Origin of the sequence: Brotocaccenecus cirricatena, from assembly GCF_020687045.1 — a bacterium.
In the GTDB taxonomy this organism is placed as follows: domain Bacteria; phylum Bacillota; class Clostridia; order Oscillospirales; family Oscillospiraceae; genus Vescimonas; species Vescimonas cirricatena.
This window is the reverse complement of the sequence record NZ_JAJEPW010000001.1, coordinates 61,594-79,622: the sequence shown is the minus strand read 5'-3', so window position 1 is coordinate 79,622 and position 18,029 is coordinate 61,594. Positions and strand designations below refer to the sequence as shown.

Here is an 18,029-nt window from a genome sequence, read left to right as displayed (position 1 = left end):
GTAGTTATCTCCTTTCAGATGCGCCGTATCGCATACAGGATACGACAAGTGCTAAAATAGTGATTCCGACTGCAACAGGCAGCCACGGAAGCCAAGCGATTTGTGTTTCATAAACACCTTCAGCAGCTCTCCCATACGCCACCATTATCAGATAGAACGGATAGCTCATCGGGTAGGCAAACCATATTTTTGTGTTTATCATAAGCACGGAAGGTACAATCGAAGCCAGACCGATACCGACCGAAAAAATGGGAGACTGGATTAAAGTGGAAACCGCAAGGTATACAGCAGCCATTGGGATTGCAGCGGCATAGATACTGCATACATTTTTGCAGACATATAACGGCTCAAGGATAAAATTATAATCCTGCGTATGGGTAACGATTGCCGCACAAATATAGTACGCCCCAATGGACATAACCATCTGAAATGCCGCCAGCAAAATCAGGACTGTGAATTTAGCAAGGCATAGTTTTGTTGTGCTGATCGGCAGGGACAGCATTTTCAAAATTCCTTTATTGGAGCGTTCCGTTTGATTCAGCAGTACCGTACAGATGACCAGCGATGCCGGGATCATAAACCAAACCATACCCATAAAGCCCTGAATGAAAAAATTGTTTTCCGGCGTAATCGGGATTCCTCTCAGGTCGAAGTTCATATCCGCATTGATAATGCTCGGAATCCACATCATAATGACAGGGATCAGCAAGATCAATAAGATTTTAGAGCGGCGGATTTTTTTGAGTTCCACGCCGACTAATGATAAGAAATTCATTCAAAACACCTCCTTGCTTTCAGATAAAGGACTTTTGCAATACCGAACACGACCGTTTCAATCCCGCAAACAGCTAAAAATAAGGTGGTACGGCTATTTTCCACTGCCGCAGAGAGCATTTGATACGGGGAAGCAAACGGAAACAGGCTCAGCACAATATTATCCTGCGGAAGAATGGAAAGCGTAAATACTAAAATCACGCCAATACCGAGGGATACCCACATATTCTTACAGGCAGACGCAATAACCAGCATAAGCATTACGGTCGGCAGCGTAACTACAATCTGGAAACCTGCGGTTTTCAATATTTCGGTCAGGTCAAACACATAACTTGGAAACCAATACTTTGCACAGCCGACTAAGACTGCCATTTCTATGACCACCATTGCGGATAATACCAAAGCGGCAATTAGAAATTTTCCAAAGAACATACTACCTTGACGAATGGGCAGCACCGACATTTTCTGCATACCGTTATCGGCATATTCCGTGTGGTACATCATACAAGCGCCGCAAATGGAAATGAGGATGTTTAACATCGCCATCATCTGCCAATTCGCAGACATCAGTATATTGACTGGATTGCCTGAGAGCGCAGTCATTTCCTCTGCTTTTACCATCATATAGACAACCGGAAAAGCTGCTGCAAGAAAACCGCCTGCCAAAAACGCAGGGAGATAGCCTGTGCGCTTCAGCTTTTTGGATTCGATTAAGAGACTCATACCGTACCTCCTCTCCTGCGGTTATCTTCATCAATCATAGCAAGGAAAGTATCTTCCAGATTATCCGTCGGGAATCCGGCGGCACGGGCGCTTGTTTTCAATTCCTCCTTTGTTCCTTCAAACAGCAGATGACCGTGATTCAGAATACCAATATCGTCAGCCATAAGTTCTACTTCAGGAAGCAAGTGAGAAGAAACCAATACCGTGCAGTCATATTTCTGCGGCAGGGAACGAATCAGGGTGCGTATCTCGTGAATACCAACCGGATCGAGTCCATTGGTCGGCTCGTCGAGAATCAGGATCGGCGGTCTGCCGATCAATGCGCCTGCCAAACCTAAACGCTGCTTCATACCAAGAGAATATTTCTTTGCAAGTCTTTTTCTAAATTCAGTTAAGCCGACAAGCTCCAGAGCGTCATCGACACTGCTTTTTGGAAGTCCAAGAATTTTCCGTATAATTTCAAGGTTTTCCTCTCCGCTCAGATTCCCGTAAAAGGCGGGTGCTTCAATAAATGAGCCAACTTCCTTCAAAATGGGAACTCGGTCTGAAGGGTATGTTTTTCCGTCAATATGAAAACTTCCTTCTGTCGGCTGCGTCAAACCGAGAAACATTTTCATCGTTGTGGATTTTCCCGCTCCGTTCGGACCTAAAAATCCATAAACGCTTCCCTTGCGAATATGGAGATTCAGATGAGATACTGCCGTGAAATCACCGTAGTTTTTCGTCAGATTTTGAGTTTCGATTATATTCATGTTGTGAAATCTCCTTTCCTTTGTTGTCTTTAGTATAAAGGCGCAACCTTGTGTCAACCTTCTCTCTACCTTACATTTACCTTACATTTGAACTGCACTGCGAAAATGCGGGAATGATATGCTATAATATAGGAAAAGGAGAATTGCATTATGGACTACGATTACTTAAAATACAAAAAAATCCTCATCGTAGATGATGAGGCTGATCTGCGTGAAATGGTAACATCTATTTTAGCGCAGGACGGTTTCAAAACAATCAGGACTGCCGGAACAGTAGCTGAAGCTCTGAAAATATGCAGGGACTGGGAGCCTGATCTTGCCATTCTCGATGTAATGCTGCCCGATGGGGACGGCTTTTCTTTGTTTGAACAAATGAGGACTTTTACCGAAGTCCCAGTTCTCTTTTTAACTGCCCGTGGAGAAGATGAGGACAAGCTGAAAGGATTGGGACTTGGTGCAGATGATTATATGGTAAAGCCGTTCCTGCCAAAAGAATTATCCCTGCGTATCGGAATCATTCTGCGGCGGTACTACAAAGGCGAAGATCCTATCGTCCAGCTTGCCGGAAGTCAAATTGACTTTGACCGTGCCGAAGTGATAAAAGAAAATGAACATTTCCCGCTGACTGCAAAAGAACACGATATACTGCTGGCGCTCTACCGCAATGCGGGAAGAATTGTAACCATCGATCAGCTCTGCGAAGCTGCGTGGGGAGATAATCCATACGGATATGAAAACTCGCTGATGGCGCATATCCGCAGAATCCGAGAGAAAATTGAAGCTAACCCGTCAAAGCCGGTATCCCTCATTACGGTAAAAGGCTTAGGCTACAAGTTAGTATTAGCGGGGAAATGATATGAAAGATATTACGAAACTCATCCGGCGGTTTGTAGGCATATTGCTGTTAAGCACAGTCTTGGTCATCGTCCTTAACATTATTATTCTTGCTGCTATTTCCGCAAGTCAAACTGCAAATGGCAGACCGTGGACGACTGCAAAAGAAACTGCTGAAGCTTTACAGGAAACAGAAACGGGATATATCTTATCCGGCGATATGACGGAGCGGTTAAGCGGGGAGAATGCGTGGGCAATCTATATAGATAATGACACATTAGAGGTAAAATGGCACACGGAAAATCTGCCGGATACCGTTCCTCTGCACTATACGATCTCCGACATTGCAAGTCTGACACGAGGATATATTGACGGATACCCTACCTATACGGGAGAATGTGAAAACGGATTGGTCGTTGTAGGCTACCCGAAAGACCGATATTGGAAACATATGTCTCCGAGCTGGGATTATGATTTCATCAAAAACGCCCCGTATACTGTCCTGATTGTAATCGGTGTGAATGTTTTTTTGATTTTCCTGATTTATATGATCGCTAATTCCAAGCTACTGAAATCCGTTAAACCGATTACAAACGGTATACAGGCGCTGCCTTCAGGCGAGCCTGTTTATGTCAGGGAAAAAGGACTTTTATCAGACCTTGCCGCTAAAATCAATCAAACATCGGATATTCTCCAAAAACAGAAGCGAAACCTGCAAAGAAAAGAAACAGCAAGAGCAAACTGGATTTCCGGAGTCTCTCACGATATTCGCACACCACTTTCTATGGTAATGGGATATGCCGGACAGATTGAGGACAATGAAAGCCTGCCGGAAAGCGAAAGGAAAAAGGCACGGATTATCCGTCAGCAAAGTACAAAAATGAAAAATCTCATCAATGACCTGAATCTTGCCTCGAAGTTAGAATATAATATGCAGCCGATCCATCCAGAGCCTGTCAATCTCGTAGCAATCGCAAGACAAAGCGTTGTTGACTTTATCAATTTAGATATGGAAGAAAAGTATCCGATAGAATGGAATACAGATGAAGCATTGACTGCCTGTGTCATAAATGGAGATAAAGAGTTGTTGCGGCGGGCAATCGGAAATCTGATTACAAATTCTCAAACGCACAATCCTGATGGCTGTACGATTTCAGTATGCGTCCGAAAAAGCGATACAGAATATAAAATCGTCGTAGAAGATAACGGCGTCGGCGTTACCGATGAAAAGTTAGAGAAACTCAGGACTACGCCCCACTATATGATGAGTGACAGCGGGACAACCGAGCCACGGCACGGCTTAGGGCTTTTGATTGTCGGACAGATCGTTTCCGCCCATAATGGTACAGTGTCTTTCGATCACGGCAAACAAGGTGGATTTGCCGTTACAATTTCTTTCCCTATTCCAAAGGATAGTCATACTCAATAAATGTTAAAAACCGTAGAGCTTCAATGAAAGCCCTACGGTTTTTTACTTCAGCAGATTGATTTCATCTTGCAAGTTCTTCAAAAATGTGCCTGCGTGAGCGCCGTCCATCTGCGTGTGATGGAACTGGAAAGAGAGAGACAGGTAATACCGAAGCCATTTCTTTTTGTATCTGCCCCAAATAATAAAGGGATTGTTGAAAATGCCGCTGTTCATACCAACAGCTCCGTCGATTTCCGTATCTATGATGGCGGAAGTGCCGATGACCATACTGTTTTCGGATAAGTCCCTGTCCTGACAGCTTGCAGCGACCTGTGTCGTATATTTCAGATACTCCTCGTTGAATTGATTTAACTCGGCTTTATAGGAAAGGTCGCAGGAGCTGACTTCGCCCTCTTTGTTTTTCACGATGGTATTGACTGCTATGGTGTCATACTGTATGAGCTTATCGCCAACCGGAAGGATGTAAAATTCCTTTACCCCTGCGGCAGCTCTGCCGATACAGTAATCCAGCAGCATATTAAATTTCAGGCTTCTTTTCTTACTGACCTTGATCAGATTGGTCACATCAAAGGTCTTAAAAAAAGTTACCATTGGATTGGGCGCTTTCGTCCAAAGCGCATACGCCGCAGCCCTTGTCGTATCTTTGGGATCCACTTCTTTTGGCATACTAACCTCCGCTTACTCAGCTTTCCGGATTGGATGGCGCACGACTGTTTTCAATCGGCTCACATCGCATTTTCTCGGATCGCTCAGATAGATTTCGTGATGGTATCTTGTATCCGTAATATCCAGTTCGTATCCATTCGCTTTCATATAGTCGTGCATTAAATCAACAGTGGCAGGCTCATCGTCATAAGAGCCGATGTGCATACACTGGACGCACATTCCCTCATCATAGGGGAAGAACTCAACCTTAGAAAAATCCTGTTTTTTCTTTTTCGTTGCCTCCTGAACTGCCCACTCAAAATCTTCCTTCGTTACGAAATCCGGCAGCCGGATCATAGAGATAAAGTGCATATCTTCTTTTCTTGCATAATCAAGTCCCTGCGTATTTTCCTGCCACCAAAGACCTTCAAGGGGCGGCACTACATACTCGAAAAATCCCTCGATTTTATGCGTCCCCTTGTAGCTCATCTTTATAGTAAAGGCTATTCCATATAACAAGCCGATTGAGCTTTTATACTCCCCGTTTTCCTCGTTAGGATTGCCTTTCCCCCGGACTGCAATGTAGTTCATTTTTGGAATCTCTATAATTCCGGGCTTGTTCTTCGGCATATAAAATTCCTTGTATTCTTTCTTGTAATCAAAAGCCATTTTCTTCCTCCATTTTGCAAATAGAATTTAGGTCAGCTACCATAATGTATTCCTCAGTCGTTTCTTTGACCGTTGTAAAGCCCGCTTTTCGATATAACTTCACTGCATAATTGTCCTTTTGAACAGATAAGGAAATCTTTGCATAACCAGCAGCTTTTTCTGCTAACAACATTTGTGTAAGCAACAAAGTTCCAATTCCCATACCTCTGTACGCTTTAAGAACAGACATTGCAAGGGAAGGCGTATTCTCATCAATATGTCCGTAGTCGTTCATAATCCTTGCCCATATTGCTCCTACAATATTTCCGTCAACTTCTACAATCAAAGCCTTATCGTGTTTGCTGTTTCCAAAATCTGCAATGTATACTTGCAATTCGGGACAAGTTATCACTGATTTAGGCGGCGCAGCCGTACCATCCGGAATATAAATTGCTTCGTACAAAAAATCACTGAGCAGACTATATTCTTCCTTTCGCATTTCCCTTATAGAGTAGCTCATATTTTACTCGTTCCTTTGTCAAAAAATAGCCTTACCGCATACAGGCATTAACAAATTTCATAGGTACATCCATTCGCTTTGCAACCTGTTCCGGCGTCATTCCACTATCCAAAAAGCGCTTGCATACGACCTTCATATTCTCTCCGACTTCGATAATATGCTTATCCGGATCATAGAAGCGAACGACTCGCTGCCCCCAAGAATGTTCCATAATCGGGTGGACATATTCAATATCATATTCCTTCAGCTTATCAGCAAACTTGTCAAAGTCATCTTCCTCAAAATAAAGCTCAAAGTTGTTGCCGCCAAAAGAAATGTCACTTGCACCAATAAATTCCTTATATGTTTCAGCCGTTTGCAGGGCTAAGCCACCTGTCAGTGTCTTATTTGCTCCAAAGTCCATAATGATATGAAGTCCAAAGACTTTTTTATAAAATTCAACTGATCTGTCTATATCGGTCACTACCAACATAGGATTTTTCAACTTCATTCTAATTTTCTCCAAAACACAGTATCGTTATTTCCGATTAGGCTTTCTTTTAATAGCCAACAGTTTCATATAGTCATCGAACTCATAAGTATCAGTCGGCTCAAACATTACCCATTTCCCGTCACGATAAGTTGTTGCTTCATCATATTGCCTGCAAACGGGATCAGAAAGAGTTTCCCTTATCTCCTCAAATTTTACTCTTTCATCTTTTCCAAAGATAATCATAAAACCAAGGCTATTCTTTTTCGCATATAGACTGCAAAGCGTTTTACCGCCTCTGCGGTACTTATATTCATAAACCCAGTTCTTACCGCCTGTATTCCATAGCCGTTCCATATCGTATTTTTCATCAATCGCTGAACACAGCTCTTGCCAGACTGCAAACAAAGGTTGTCCGAGCAACTCAGTCATAGTTGACTGAGTAGGAGTATTTTCAAGCATTGTGTTCCCTCCGCATAACAGTATTTGTTTATGACTTGTTCAGATAAGCACTTGCTAATTTATGTACCTGTTTTATTTCTTTTGACGATAAATCCCATTGCTTCAGTTCATTGGAAACCAGTTCAGGATATTTTTTGCTTATATCTTTCAAAGCATTTCCTATTGATTTTCGTACATACTCGCTTTCATCATCTTTGAGAGAAGATAAAAACTGTATTGCCATCTGCGGATGCTCCTTAAAATAAGGGCGGCTTGTCCAAATTCTCAATCCTTCTGATACAGCTCTCCTTGTATTAGCACAATCACTTTTTAGCCATTCCTTAATAACCGGAATCGCTGTTTCATATCCAATAATTTTGCAGTAATTATCAAATGCCATTGCAAGAATTTCCTGCACCTTCCAGCTTTTGTGCTGACTCACGGTATCTTTCAGAAATGATAATGCGCTTGTATTTTTGCAGGCTGCATATCCTACCAAGAAAACACCGACTTCCTGTATCTGAAAATTTTCCGACTGATATAATTCCAATCCCGTAGCAAAACATTCATCAAGCGAATGCTGCTTGTAATAATTTTCAGCTTCCTTTTTCACGAGTTTTAGACTATCTTTTTCAGGTATAACTTCTTTCAAATGTGCTATGAAATTTTCCATTATGTATATTACCCTTTCAAATTATCCAAAGCAGCCGGATTATTTTCGAGGATTGCCCCAACAGTCGGGCAGGTTTCTAAATCCGGGCAGTCTCCGCAGGTGGAAACACCTTTATTTAACGCACACTTCCGAATCCCGCACAGGCTATCACAAAATACCGTTTTTGCCCCATTCATACGGCAGCCTTCGCAGTTAATATGCTCTGGAAGAATCGGGGCGTTGTTTAACTCTGCCCACAGCTTCGCAGTTTTCTCCCGCAAAGCCTGATCGTCATTGACGGTCGCTATGTATGCGTCGCATTTTTCGCAGTCCAGTCCGCAGTATCCGATCATATCTTTCATAGGTTATACGCCTCCTGTCTATTATTCTTCATCATCAATTTCTCGCTCAAAGATCGAATACTTCCAGTCATCAGTTCCGGAAATCAAACGCCAACCCTGTTTTCCATATTCGTTGAGTTTCTCAATATACCGAACCAGCTTAATATGAACATTAAATGATGGCTCTGCGCTTAAATCAACTGTCATATACTCATACTTCTTCATAACAAACCGCCTTCCTATATATAAGTCTTTATGAAAAATTTTTCATTATATCCGCAACAAACTGTGTCTGCTGCTTTCTCAAATACGATTTCACAAAAGGCTTCAGCAGCCATTTCTTCGCTTTCACTTGTTCCGTAAAATCTATCTCTGTTTCATCGCCTTTGGCAGTGAAAATGCCAGTCCAATGACCTGTCATATTGCTGTTTTCCATATCAAATTCCCATCGTCTGTATGGCTTAACAAGCGTCACGGTAAAGGTCGTAGGGTAGCCGTTTTTGGTATATTCGATAAATTGCTTGTCGCTTATCGCTTCTGTTTTACTCAAGTCGCTTCTCCAAGCAGCGTAATTCTCCGTATTCAACACCAGCTCCCACACTTTTTGAAGTTCGCCGGGGATCAGCGCTTTTATATTTGAAACCGCCATTTTTGCTCTCTCCTTAAATCAGTCGTATTTCTCAATATGCACGGTGGCAATCGCCGACTGATTTGGCTCTCCGGTAACAAGGTCTTGCGGCGCAGGCACGAGCAGCATAAATCCGTCCTTGCCATATCTTAATTCATACCCTTGTGCATACGCTTCTTCCACAGAGATGTGCTGTACCTGTCCGATGACCATAGCCGTAATACCTGCACCGCTTAAATCCTGTATATCTTTCAGGGTACATTCCATCGTGAGAAACGCTTCGCTGATCGCAGGTGCGTGAATGGTTTTGGCGTTGGAAACAGTAAAGCCTCCTGCTGCAAATTCGTCATTGTCCCATTCATTCTGATGAATGGTATTTACCAACCTGTCATAACAGCTTATCGGGAGAAAATTAATGCAAAAGCATTTTTCTCTTTGGATATTGGCATAGGTGTGGGTATGCTGATACAGGTTGCCCATCACAGCGAAAAAAGCGGTCTTATCTCCGTGAAAGCAACTCCACGAATGAAAGCACACATTCGGTTTCCCGTTCTCTTTCCAAGTCGTGACAGCAAAGAGAACGGTCGGTATTCCTGCTGTTACTTCAAAGTGAGAGAACAGCTCAAATTCTTCCGGATAGGCTGGCTTAAAATACTGGGGAAAATCCTTTTCAATCTCGATCTTCATCATTATGCCTTTCTCTAACCTGAGTAGATTACGACTCATTTGGGATAAAGTATAAGGAATAGCCATCTATATTGATTGGTAGTGTTGGAATCTCTGAGCCATCATAGTATTCCGTAGGAGCTACGGTAGCATAGCCGTTTACTCCGTCAATGATAATCTCGTAGTCCGTTCCCTTCGGCGTTTTCTGCATTACCTCATAAGTTCCGTTATATGTCTTGCCGTTTGTGGTATCCGTTATCGTGATTTCTCCATCTTTAGCAGTCAAAGTCATATCCACGATTTCAGCGTCAGGATACAGCTCGTCGGCTTCTCCTACGGCAACCACAAGTTCATCCTGATATTGGGCAGATTCCGTATCATTGCTCATAACCGTTCTCATTTCCCACTCATAATCTTCAATCTTCACGACATCAGCATTGCAGGCAGAGAGAGCGAATACGATGAATGACATCAAAAACACAGATAAAATCTTTTTCATTTCAAACAGCCTCCATATACCGTCACAGCTTCTCTACATCTTCCACATAGATGGAGACTTCGCCACACTTCGGACAGATTGCCACCTTCGGCTTGCCGATCCTGCCGCCGAACAGCTTGTTTTCGTCCGATGACATTATAATTCCGTATCCTGCGCCTTCTACCTTGATGGCGCAGTTTTCTTTCATTTCCGTTCCACATCTGAGACACTTTCTCATAAATAAATCCTCCGTTTCTTTTTATGGATTTCCGGCAGTAAAGCCGCCCCGTTATGTTCTAAGTCTAAAGGTTTTCGGCGCAAGGCGGTATACCAAAATGCTGGCGACAATGCTGTAAAGCACACAGAATACGATAGTCATTATTCCAAATATCATAATCGGCATACGCAGCCGCATAAGGGCAAAGCAGATGACATAGGTTACTGACAAAACGATCCGGTATGTGCCGCTTTTCAGCTCCGTCCCTGCGTTATAAGGCTGGAGCAGATAGTAAATCGTCAGGTAATGAATCGAGAAAAACAGGCTCATACACAGGATGGAAACAACCAGCACTACATAGTTCAGCGGATTGTCCGTCCCTCCGGTGGCAAACAGGATCAGCGCCAGTCCGATACCGATCACGAGCGCCGGAACAGCGTTGATTTTCATAATCTCACGCAGGCGAATCTGAAACAGCCGCAGGATAAAGCTCGGCTGCTTATAAAACGAATAGGTCAGCAGGCTGTGATCGCAGTTCATAAAAAGCGCCTGTGTAAAGTTCGTGCCACGGTTGATAGCGTACATTATAAATACAAAGTATGGAAGCCAAGTCATCACGATTTCGTTAATGACGGTTTTTTCTTCGGGCAGCAGATAGACGCCTGCCAGCACGGCGGCGACAAGGAAAGCGCACACATAGGAAATCTTCTTTGTCGAGTTCCAGAGTATCTTTTTATGCCTTTTGATAAACAGCTCATTCAGATACTCGAAGCCCTTGCGGTTGCTGCTAATGGAAGTATCTGCGGATATTTTCTTTTCATTTGCCTGTTTGATAAGCTTTGTCTGTGCCGTGCTGTCCATCTGATTGGTCAATCCGGCTAATAATTCCTTGTTGATTGCGTAATAATCACGGAAGGTAGTGAGCCTTGTGATACTTGCCATACCAAGGGGAATACACGCTAAAAATATAACCATTGGTACGACCGCAGGCAAAGCAAAACCAAAGGCGGGCGGAGCATAGGCTGCGGCTAAAAGCAGGGCGATACAGCACCACACATATTTGGACAGCTTATTTTCGTTGTAGCCAAATCCCCTTTTCTCATAATCCCACAGGGTAACAGCCGCCGCAAACAGCTTCATACCCGCTATGCAAAGGGGCAGGAGCAGACAAAACCACAAAGGTACGCCTCTGTCCATACCGAACAGAATCGTAAAGGGCAAAAAGCCCACAACGACCTTCAGGATGGAGTAGAAATAGTTTACAAGCGTATATTCTCGTGCGTCCATTTTCATCAGGATCATCGCATAATATTTATCCTTTGTCGGATTGAAAAGGTGTGTGTTTACAAAGCTGCCGATTACCGTGAGAATCAGCAGGATATGCAGGAACACCTCATTCTCCGGCAGTCCGTTATAAAGGATACCGATACCGCATACCATCGTGATAAAGTAAAGGAACTTGCCGAGGAATACAGAAACGATTTCCCACAGCACGGACAAAATGTTTGCAAAGATTTTCAGCCCCTTTACCTGATACAGCGTTGCCGGAAGCAGCCGCTTTACGAGCGGTATCTGCTTTAAGGAAAACAGGACACCGTTGACACGGTATGTATTTTTCAGGGAAAAAGATATTTTAAGCGTCTTATTCATTTCCTTCCTCCCTGAGTGCCGCAATGATTTTATCCTTAAATTCCCTGCTGTCCAGATCGGTTTTCTCCACGACCTCCAGTTCGCCGTGATTAAGCAGCACAATCTCATCGCAGAGGTCAAGCGCCAAATCCATAATATGAGTGGAGAAAATGGTAATGCGGTCTTGTTTCAGTGAACGGAGCAGTTGTTTCATTTCTTCCGCCACAACCACATCAAGGGATGTCAAAGGCTCGTCGAGCAGCAGGATATTCGGCTGAGCGATGATATTGATGAGCATTTGCATTTTGTTTTTCATACCGTGGGAGTAGTCCTTGAGCAGTTTATCCCTGTCCTCCGGCTCAATACTCATATAATCGAAATACTCGTCAATGCTTTTCGGATTATTGATAGACTTCTCGTTGATGTCCATAAAGAATTTCAAAAACTCCCTGCCTGTAAGAAACTCCGGCACGGTCGGGGTAGAGAGTACATATCCGATGTCCTCTGCGGACACCTCACGGCGGACGCCGTTTTCATCTTCTATATAGAAATTGCCGCTATCCGCCTTCAAATCCCTGTTCAGGCAGTTAAACAGCGTTGTTTTTCCAGCGCCGTTTCTGCCGAGCAGCCCATAAATTTTCCCTTCATCAAAAGTAAAATCAATATCTCTGAGAACTTCCTTTTTCTCAAAGCTTTTTGACAAATGCTCAATTACAAATTTCATAATATCCTCCGTCACATCTTATGCTGGTAATATGCCATCAAAATAAAATCAAGGATTGTTTTAAGCAGGAAAGCGCCTACAAGAGTAAGAACAATCCATAGTGGTGCGTCGAAAAAAATACATACCCAAGCGCCTGCCATCAGCAGCCAGTGCAGTATCTCGCCGGATATTGCCTGTGCTTTGCTTCGAATGAGCTGATTGCGCTCGTCTTTTTCTTCAATTTCATTGATTTTCATCAAATCAGGATTTTTTGCGCCCCACAGACCGACACACCATTTCGCAATCCCATAGCCGAACAATCCGGCACCTATCCCGATCATCGCTCCGCTTTGCGAATCACTTAAATAGTCCTGTAAAAGAAACTTTGCGATCAGAGCTAAAGCAATGCCGATAATACCGATTGCAAGATACATTCCGGTTTTCTTTTTCATTGCTTTCCCTCCTCGTAAATAAAAATATCTTCAATACTCATATTAAAATACCGTGCAAGCTTAAACGCCAATATAATCGAAGGATTATATCGTCCGTTTTCCAACGAGCCGATAGTCTGCCGAGATACTTCCAGTGCGGCAGCCAGTTCTTCCTGCTTGATTCCCCGTTCTTTCCGGATTTCCTCTAAACGGTTTTTCACGGTGCGCCTCCTTTCTATGGAAAGCCAGCTTTCCATATCTCTATTATAGCAAAGAGGGCACAAATGTCAAGTATACTTTCCATTCGGAGATGAACTTTTTTCAATCTTCCCATTCTTCACATCTATTGAGCAGCTAAGTTTATCACTTGCACATTGTTTTGCCGAGCATAATTTACCGTATATGCAGTCCCGCCTTTCTCCTGTGTTAAATAGGCTATGCAGACACTGCTGCCATTTACCAAATGGCGGTTTCTTTTGAACATACAGCCCCGAAAATAGTCGTGAGAAGTATATACTACCTTATCCGCCTGACTTTTGATCTCCTCATAAACCGCTATATCATCTTTGCTCCAGCCTTTTGTCTGTGTGGTACACGGAAGGACTAAAATCAGCTTGATATGTGAATATCGCTTTCTCAAGGATAAAACGCATTGAGCAGCCAGCGTATCAAAGCCCAATGCGCCGCCTGCGCCAAAGTACATATATCCTTCTTCTATCAGTCGAAGCAAGGTGTTTTTTAACCGCTGAGAGAGTTCCGGTATGCTCTCCGGCGGTATTTTTCTATGTCCGGTAAAGCAAGCCGTTTTTCCCCTCATTAAAGTTCACCAGCCAGTTCAAAGCCTAAAAGCACAAAAAATCTAATTATAATACTCATAGTATATCAAAGTCAACAATAAATATCAATAGTCTGTGGAACTACGGAAACAATATTTATAGACTATGAATGGAGGCTGGAACTATGAGTGAAATTGCAAAAACAATCGGACAGCGTGTCCGCAATTATAGAATTGATAAGGGATTGAGCCAAGAGAAGCTTGCTGAGTTATCCGGTTGCCACCCTACTTATATCGGGCAAGTGGAACGAGGGGAAAAGAACGCTACTCTTGAAAGTATTGAAAAGATTGCTTCAGCTATGAATATCTCGCTTGCTCAGCTTTTTGAGAAGATAGGCGAAAGCAGCACCGACAGCTATCCTATGAAATGTTACGAGCTGGTCGCAGCAAAAAGTAAATCCGAGCAAGAACATTTATATAAGATGTTAGTTGAAATGGATAAATATAAAAATCAATAAAAGCGGGAAAAAATACGGTGTTACCCCAAATGGGTAGCACCGTATTTTTGTTTCATCATAAACTATTTCCATAATCAAAATATTCTAAAAACTACAATTTTTTATGTATTGGAATTTATACCGTTTTTTACGGAAACCCCATAACGGAGCGTTTTGTAAATCGTCACACCAATCTCAAACAGAGTAATAACAACAATAAACGCAAGCAGTCCATTGGATACCATATCAGCGTTCCAGTAAGTGAAAAAGTTTGCGCTTGAATCTGCATTAGCACCCAACGCCTGTTCAATCTCAAGTACAAAATTCGGATTCCAGATAGGTAAAACTTTCAGCACAATGGCGCTTAACACAATCTGAATTACCCCACACAAAATATTGCTGATCATTACCAGCTTACAATAAACGCCGATGATCAGACGCAAAATCTCATCTATAAGACCAATCAGCAGACTGATTACAAAGACAGGCAGAACAATTCCCCATTGTTCCAAATTGAAAACGGGTACGGTTGTTATGGCTTCGCCTTCCGTAAAAATCGCAGCAAAGAAATGAGGGGCAAAAATTAGCAATACACTGAAAATAACGATAAACACAATGCCCACAATACTATCTCCACGACTTATAATTGCTTTTTTATCCGGTACAGGCTCCAAAATCTTTGGCGTCCATCTGGCGGATGGAATTTTTCGTTCTTCAGACAGGCTTTCTACTGACCATTTCTCTGCCTTCTTCATTTCGATCTGAATCTTTTTCCGCTCCATAATGGCAAAAGTCAAGGTTACTGCACCGAAAGCGGATATGCAGGACAGCATAGCGTCGGTAATTCCGACGATCAATCCGTCCACAATAGCTCGAATAATAACAGAGGCGGCGTTCTGCGAAGTGATTGCGGGTATTTCTCCTATCGCATTTATCAGCGAAATAATCAAAATTGGTACGGCAGCACAGATTAAGACAACTTTTACAAACCACAAATAAGTGTCAAAATATTCAGGTCCAATCAAATATTTCTGTTCGTTTTGATATTGCTTTGCAAATTCAGCAGGATCGCCAAGTTCAGTCAGCACTTCTTCCATAGAGCCTCTATCAGCATACATATCACTGATCAGTTCTTCCAACTCCATACGAACTTCCTCTCGTTGTGCTTTGGGAAGCCGACGAATTACCTGATAAATATATCGATCCATATAATCTTTCTCATTCGGTGTCATGCTTCTTCCTCCTCTAATAACCTTTCGATTCCGACAGACAGATTCTTCCAATATATTTTCATCTTTTCATAGACCTGTGTTCCATACTCTGTTCGTTGATAATACTTTCTCGGCTTTGTTCCGCTGGTTTCCCACTTGCTTTCTAAAAGCTGCTGACTCTCCAGACGCCGAAGCAGCGGATAAAGGGTATTGGGATCAATGGCAACGCCTTTTTCTTCCAAGCTCTGCACCAAAGCATAACCGTATTTCGGCTTATTCATCTGACTGAGTACACTAATTGTCAATGTCCCTCTGCGAAGTTCCAAAAGCAAAGTAGATAATAAATCTTTTTCTTCTCCCATCAGCGTTACCTCCTGATGTTATTATACTGTATGTCATACTGTATTGTCAATACAAAAATGAAGTGCATTCAAAAATATACGCCTATCTCAGATTCAGTTCGTTTATATGTAATCAAGCCGCCTGCATTTAAGCAAGCGGCTCGTTTTTTGCATTCCGATCAATAGGCAGGCGCACCGTAGCCGAGTATCTCATAATACCCAACCGGATAGCTGTTCTGACGAACAGAATCCCCAGAGTTTCCCTCGACCGTGTAAACCCTGCCATTTTCCACCTTTTGAACGATACCTGTATGGTCGGATAGTCCGTCCTGTCCGCCACTCGCCCAATCGAAGAAGATAATCATACCCGGCGTAGGCTCTGCGCTGTTATCCAGCCATTGCCCTCTGTCCTTAAACCATTGTACGCCGTTGACGCAGCCTGCGTATTTCGGAATTACGCCAGCGTCGATATACCCGCACTCGTTAGCGCACCACGAAACGAAGCAAGCGCACCACTCGACACGGGAATTAAAACCGTACCAAGACCAGTACGGATCGCCGCCCATCGTCCCGATTTGGGAAAGCGCAACGGTTACGATCTGATCGTCTGTACCCGTAATCCCGTAAAGTACCTGCGACCACAGCGAATTATTTTCATCGGCAAGCAGCTCTGCGAGATACTCTTTCTGTTCCTCGTTAAATCCATACTGCGCCGCCATCTCATCGGCGGTCTTATGGCTGACCGTGATATACAGATAAGTTTGCGTGACTGTGCTTTCCGTCTCCACGATATTTCCGTGACCGTCATCGGTTTCAGTAATGACCGTCTCCGTTTTGGTGTCGGTGCTGGATCTTATTTCGTTCATCTCCCAAAAGATGTCCGTGAGAAGCTGCTTTTTCGATTCGTCCATCGTCGCAACCTCTTGGGGATTATCCGGATCGGTGTTGACTTTGACGGAATACACCGCAAGCACCTCTTTCCAAACGGCACGGCTGCCGCTCATTTCAAGGACATCATAAGATACCGAGGTTTTTTCGTCCTGCAATTTGGTATCGTATTCTATATTGATCTCCTGCACAACGGTCTGCATACTCATTCCAGTCCCAGAATCTTCGCCTGAGAAAAAGATACCGAACACGGAGCCGATAATCATACCGATCAGGCAAATCACGATAATGACCAAAACCGCTATCCAGCCGCCTGCGGCGATTGCGGCGATCAACGCTTTTGTTCCGGCGATAATCGCCTTGACCGCAAGCGCTATCGCTTTTGCGATTGCTTTCGCCGTAACAACGGCGGCACGAGCCGCCGCCCGTGCCGCCTGAACTGCTCTTTGAGAAGCCTTGACCGTAGCCTGCGCCGTTTTCTGCGCCGCCTTTGCGGTACGCTGCGCTGTCTTGACGGTCGTTTTAGCGGTGCGCTCTGCGGTTTTTACCGTTTTCTGCGCTGTTTTCGCCGAGCCTTTCCCGACCGTCTTAATCGTCTTTTTTCCTGCGGAACGGGCAGACTCTTTTACTGCCTTCTTCGGCTGTTCCACCGCCTTGATACTCTGACCGACGCTTTTTCGTGGAGCTGCCGCCTGCGCCTGTTTTTGAAGCGACTGCGCCGCCCGTTTTTCCTTGAATTTCTGAATACCGTCCTTTGCTTTGACGATATTCTGCTTTGTCGCCTGAACGCCCTTGCGCCCCTGCTTATCAAATTGGTGTACGGCTTCGTGAGAAACTCGGTCGATACCGCTTTCCAAACGGTTGGAAGCGTATTCCTCCGCACTGCTTTCAGGGACATCAACGGAGTGTTCCGCTTTTTCTTTGGTCTGGATAAAGGCGGATTTCATACGCTCGGCGGCAACCGCCGATTTATCAATCGTTTTTATCGTGCCTTTCGCTATATCCCTTGTCTTAATATCCGGCATAGAAAACCTCCTTTCCAAGCGCCCGTGGACGCTTTGAAGTAAAAAAAGAGGGGAAAAGGTATCAACACCTTGCCCCTCAAAGTGCGAGGGCTGAAAAGCCGCTTAAATCAAGGACTTTTTACCCTCTATTTTTCGATTCTGTGCGCCTTTTTCTTGCGTACTCTGCCTGCTGCCTTTTGTATTCGATACCGGCGCATTTCTCACAATACTTTTTCCTGTTGCCACGCTTGATAATGGGAGCGCCGCAGAAAACGCACCTGTCAGGGTGCATTCCAAGTATCTCCGCTTCCAACGCCGGATCTGCCGGAAGCA

27 protein-coding genes are annotated in these 18,029 nt (G+C 43.8%); 3 read left to right on the top strand and 24 right to left on the bottom strand.

The window, feature by feature from the left end; all coding sequences use genetic code 11:
- Positions 1-4: 4 nt before the first annotated feature.
- Genes LKD37_RS00455 through LKD37_RS00445 form a run of 3 tightly spaced genes read right to left on the bottom strand, consistent with a single transcriptional unit; the run spans position 5 to position 2,249 of the window.
- Positions 5-775, bottom strand: coding sequence for an ABC transporter permease (locus LKD37_RS00455; protein WP_055056852.1), 771 nt, complete (start codon positions 773-775; stop codon positions 5-7).
- Positions 772-1,497: an ABC transporter permease gene (locus tag LKD37_RS00450; protein WP_015518020.1), complete on the bottom strand. Its 726-nt coding sequence runs from the start codon at positions 1,495-1,497 to the stop codon at positions 772-774. The genes LKD37_RS00455 and LKD37_RS00450 overlap by 4 nt, the downstream gene beginning before the upstream one ends.
- Positions 1,494-2,249, bottom strand: coding sequence for an ABC transporter ATP-binding protein (locus tag LKD37_RS00445; protein ID WP_015518019.1), 756 nt, complete (start codon positions 2,247-2,249; stop codon positions 1,494-1,496). The genes LKD37_RS00450 and LKD37_RS00445 overlap by 4 nt, the downstream gene beginning before the upstream one ends.
- A 150-nt stretch (positions 2,250-2,399) precedes the next feature.
- On the opposite strand from LKD37_RS00445, the gene LKD37_RS00440 reads away from it, so the two are divergent.
- Positions 2,400-3,104, top strand: coding sequence for a response regulator transcription factor (locus tag LKD37_RS00440; protein ID WP_015518018.1), 705 nt, complete (start codon positions 2,400-2,402; stop codon positions 3,102-3,104).
- 1 nt (position 3,105) lies between these two features.
- A complete protein-coding gene (locus tag LKD37_RS00435; RefSeq protein ID WP_015518017.1) occupies positions 3,106-4,512 on the top strand; it encodes a sensor histidine kinase in 1,407 nt (468 codons plus the stop codon).
- A 42-nt stretch (positions 4,513-4,554) separates the two neighbouring features.
- Here the strand turns inward: LKD37_RS00435 and LKD37_RS00430 are convergent, their stop codons facing one another.
- The 17 genes from LKD37_RS00430 to LKD37_RS00350 all read right to left on the bottom strand — a co-directional run bounded on the left by LKD37_RS00430 (position 4,555) and on the right by LKD37_RS00350 (position 13,797).
- Positions 4,555-5,178, bottom strand: a complete 624-nt coding sequence (locus LKD37_RS00430; protein WP_055194906.1) for a CatA-like O-acetyltransferase, family 2 — start codon at positions 5,176-5,178, stop codon at positions 4,555-4,557.
- A 12-nt stretch (positions 5,179-5,190) separates the two neighbouring features.
- Complete coding sequence (locus tag LKD37_RS00425) at positions 5,191-5,826, bottom strand: GyrI-like domain-containing protein (RefSeq protein ID WP_015518015.1); 636 nt, start codon at positions 5,824-5,826, stop codon at positions 5,191-5,193.
- Positions 5,816-6,325: a GNAT family N-acetyltransferase gene (locus tag LKD37_RS00420; RefSeq protein ID WP_015518014.1), complete on the bottom strand. Its 510-nt coding sequence runs from the start codon at positions 6,323-6,325 to the stop codon at positions 5,816-5,818. Before LKD37_RS00420 ends, LKD37_RS00425 begins: the two co-directional genes overlap by 11 nt.
- 31 nt (positions 6,326-6,356) lie before the next feature.
- Positions 6,357-6,815, bottom strand: coding sequence for a VOC family protein (locus LKD37_RS00415; protein ID WP_015518013.1), 459 nt, complete (start codon positions 6,813-6,815; stop codon positions 6,357-6,359).
- A gap of 27 nt (positions 6,816-6,842) precedes the next feature.
- Positions 6,843-7,256, bottom strand: a complete 414-nt coding sequence (locus LKD37_RS00410) for a DUF3788 domain-containing protein (protein WP_015518012.1) — start codon at positions 7,254-7,256, stop codon at positions 6,843-6,845.
- 28 nt (positions 7,257-7,284) lie between these two features.
- Positions 7,285-7,908 carry a DNA alkylation repair protein gene (locus LKD37_RS00405; RefSeq protein WP_015518011.1) on the bottom strand — a complete coding sequence of 208 codons (624 nt, stop codon included), beginning with the start codon at positions 7,906-7,908 and terminating at the stop codon, positions 7,285-7,287.
- Between the two features lie 8 nt (positions 7,909-7,916).
- The gene (locus tag LKD37_RS00400; protein ID WP_015518010.1) at positions 7,917-8,249 is read right to left on the bottom strand and encodes a DUF3795 domain-containing protein; all 333 of its coding nucleotides are present in this window, start codon (positions 8,247-8,249) and stop codon (positions 7,917-7,919) included.
- 21 nt (positions 8,250-8,270) lie between these two features.
- Positions 8,271-8,453, bottom strand: coding sequence for a DUF4177 domain-containing protein (locus LKD37_RS00395; protein ID WP_243272069.1), 183 nt, complete (start codon positions 8,451-8,453; stop codon positions 8,271-8,273).
- A 28-nt stretch (positions 8,454-8,481) separates the two neighbouring features.
- On the bottom strand, positions 8,482-8,877 hold the full coding sequence (locus tag LKD37_RS00390) for an SRPBCC family protein (RefSeq protein WP_015518008.1): 396 nt from the start codon (positions 8,875-8,877) through the stop codon (positions 8,482-8,484).
- Between the two features lie 18 nt (positions 8,878-8,895).
- Positions 8,896-9,546, bottom strand: coding sequence for a flavin reductase family protein (locus LKD37_RS00385; RefSeq protein ID WP_242863596.1), 651 nt, complete (start codon positions 9,544-9,546; stop codon positions 8,896-8,898).
- 25 nt (positions 9,547-9,571) lie between these two features.
- Positions 9,572-10,021 carry a hypothetical protein gene (locus LKD37_RS00380; RefSeq protein ID WP_015518006.1) on the bottom strand — a complete coding sequence of 150 codons (450 nt, stop codon included), beginning with the start codon at positions 10,019-10,021 and terminating at the stop codon, positions 9,572-9,574.
- A gap of 22 nt (positions 10,022-10,043) precedes the next feature.
- Positions 10,044-10,238, bottom strand: coding sequence for a hypothetical protein (locus LKD37_RS00375; protein ID WP_015518005.1), 195 nt, complete (start codon positions 10,236-10,238; stop codon positions 10,044-10,046).
- Positions 10,239-10,289: 51 nt separating this feature from the next.
- On the bottom strand, positions 10,290-11,867 hold the full coding sequence (locus tag LKD37_RS00370; protein WP_015518004.1) for a hypothetical protein: 1,578 nt from the start codon (positions 11,865-11,867) through the stop codon (positions 10,290-10,292).
- Positions 11,860-12,570 carry an ABC transporter ATP-binding protein gene (locus LKD37_RS00365; RefSeq protein ID WP_055194908.1) on the bottom strand — a complete coding sequence of 237 codons (711 nt, stop codon included), beginning with the start codon at positions 12,568-12,570 and terminating at the stop codon, positions 11,860-11,862. Before LKD37_RS00365 ends, LKD37_RS00370 begins: the two co-directional genes overlap by 8 nt.
- Positions 12,571-12,581: 11 nt before the next feature.
- Positions 12,582-13,001: a hypothetical protein gene (locus LKD37_RS00360; protein WP_015518003.1), complete on the bottom strand. Its 420-nt coding sequence runs from the start codon at positions 12,999-13,001 to the stop codon at positions 12,582-12,584.
- Positions 12,998-13,201 carry a helix-turn-helix transcriptional regulator gene (locus LKD37_RS00355; protein ID WP_055056835.1) on the bottom strand — a complete coding sequence of 68 codons (204 nt, stop codon included), beginning with the start codon at positions 13,199-13,201 and terminating at the stop codon, positions 12,998-13,000. Before LKD37_RS00355 ends, LKD37_RS00360 begins: the two co-directional genes overlap by 4 nt.
- 122 nt (positions 13,202-13,323) lie before the next feature.
- Complete coding sequence (locus LKD37_RS00350) at positions 13,324-13,797, bottom strand: SLOG family protein (protein ID WP_015518001.1); 474 nt, start codon at positions 13,795-13,797, stop codon at positions 13,324-13,326.
- 143 nt (positions 13,798-13,940) lie between these two features.
- Here LKD37_RS00350 and LKD37_RS00345 point away from each other — a divergent pair, with 143 nt between their 5' ends.
- Positions 13,941-14,273 (top strand): helix-turn-helix domain-containing protein, encoded by a 333-nt coding sequence (locus tag LKD37_RS00345; RefSeq protein WP_243100323.1) that lies wholly within the window; start codon positions 13,941-13,943, stop codon positions 14,271-14,273.
- A 101-nt stretch (positions 14,274-14,374) separates the two neighbouring features.
- Here the strand turns inward: LKD37_RS00345 and LKD37_RS00340 are convergent, their stop codons facing one another.
- The 4 genes from LKD37_RS00340 to LKD37_RS17795 form a co-directional block, all read right to left on the bottom strand.
- Complete coding sequence (locus LKD37_RS00340) at positions 14,375-15,484, bottom strand: HAAS signaling domain-containing protein (RefSeq protein ID WP_021950634.1); 1,110 nt, start codon at positions 15,482-15,484, stop codon at positions 14,375-14,377.
- Entirely contained in the window at positions 15,481-15,825 is a 345-nt protein-coding gene (locus tag LKD37_RS00335; RefSeq protein WP_015517998.1) for a PadR family transcriptional regulator, read from the bottom strand. Before LKD37_RS00335 ends, LKD37_RS00340 begins: the two co-directional genes overlap by 4 nt.
- A 158-nt stretch (positions 15,826-15,983) precedes the next feature.
- Positions 15,984-17,717, bottom strand: a complete 1,734-nt coding sequence (locus LKD37_RS00330; RefSeq protein WP_118670911.1) for a CHAP domain-containing protein — start codon at positions 17,715-17,717, stop codon at positions 15,984-15,986.
- A gap of 102 nt (positions 17,718-17,819) precedes the next feature.
- Positions 17,820-17,993 carry a hypothetical protein gene (locus LKD37_RS17795; RefSeq protein WP_302927547.1) on the bottom strand — a complete coding sequence of 58 codons (174 nt, stop codon included), beginning with the start codon at positions 17,991-17,993 and terminating at the stop codon, positions 17,820-17,822.
- Between the last annotated feature and the right edge of the window lie 36 nt (positions 17,994-18,029).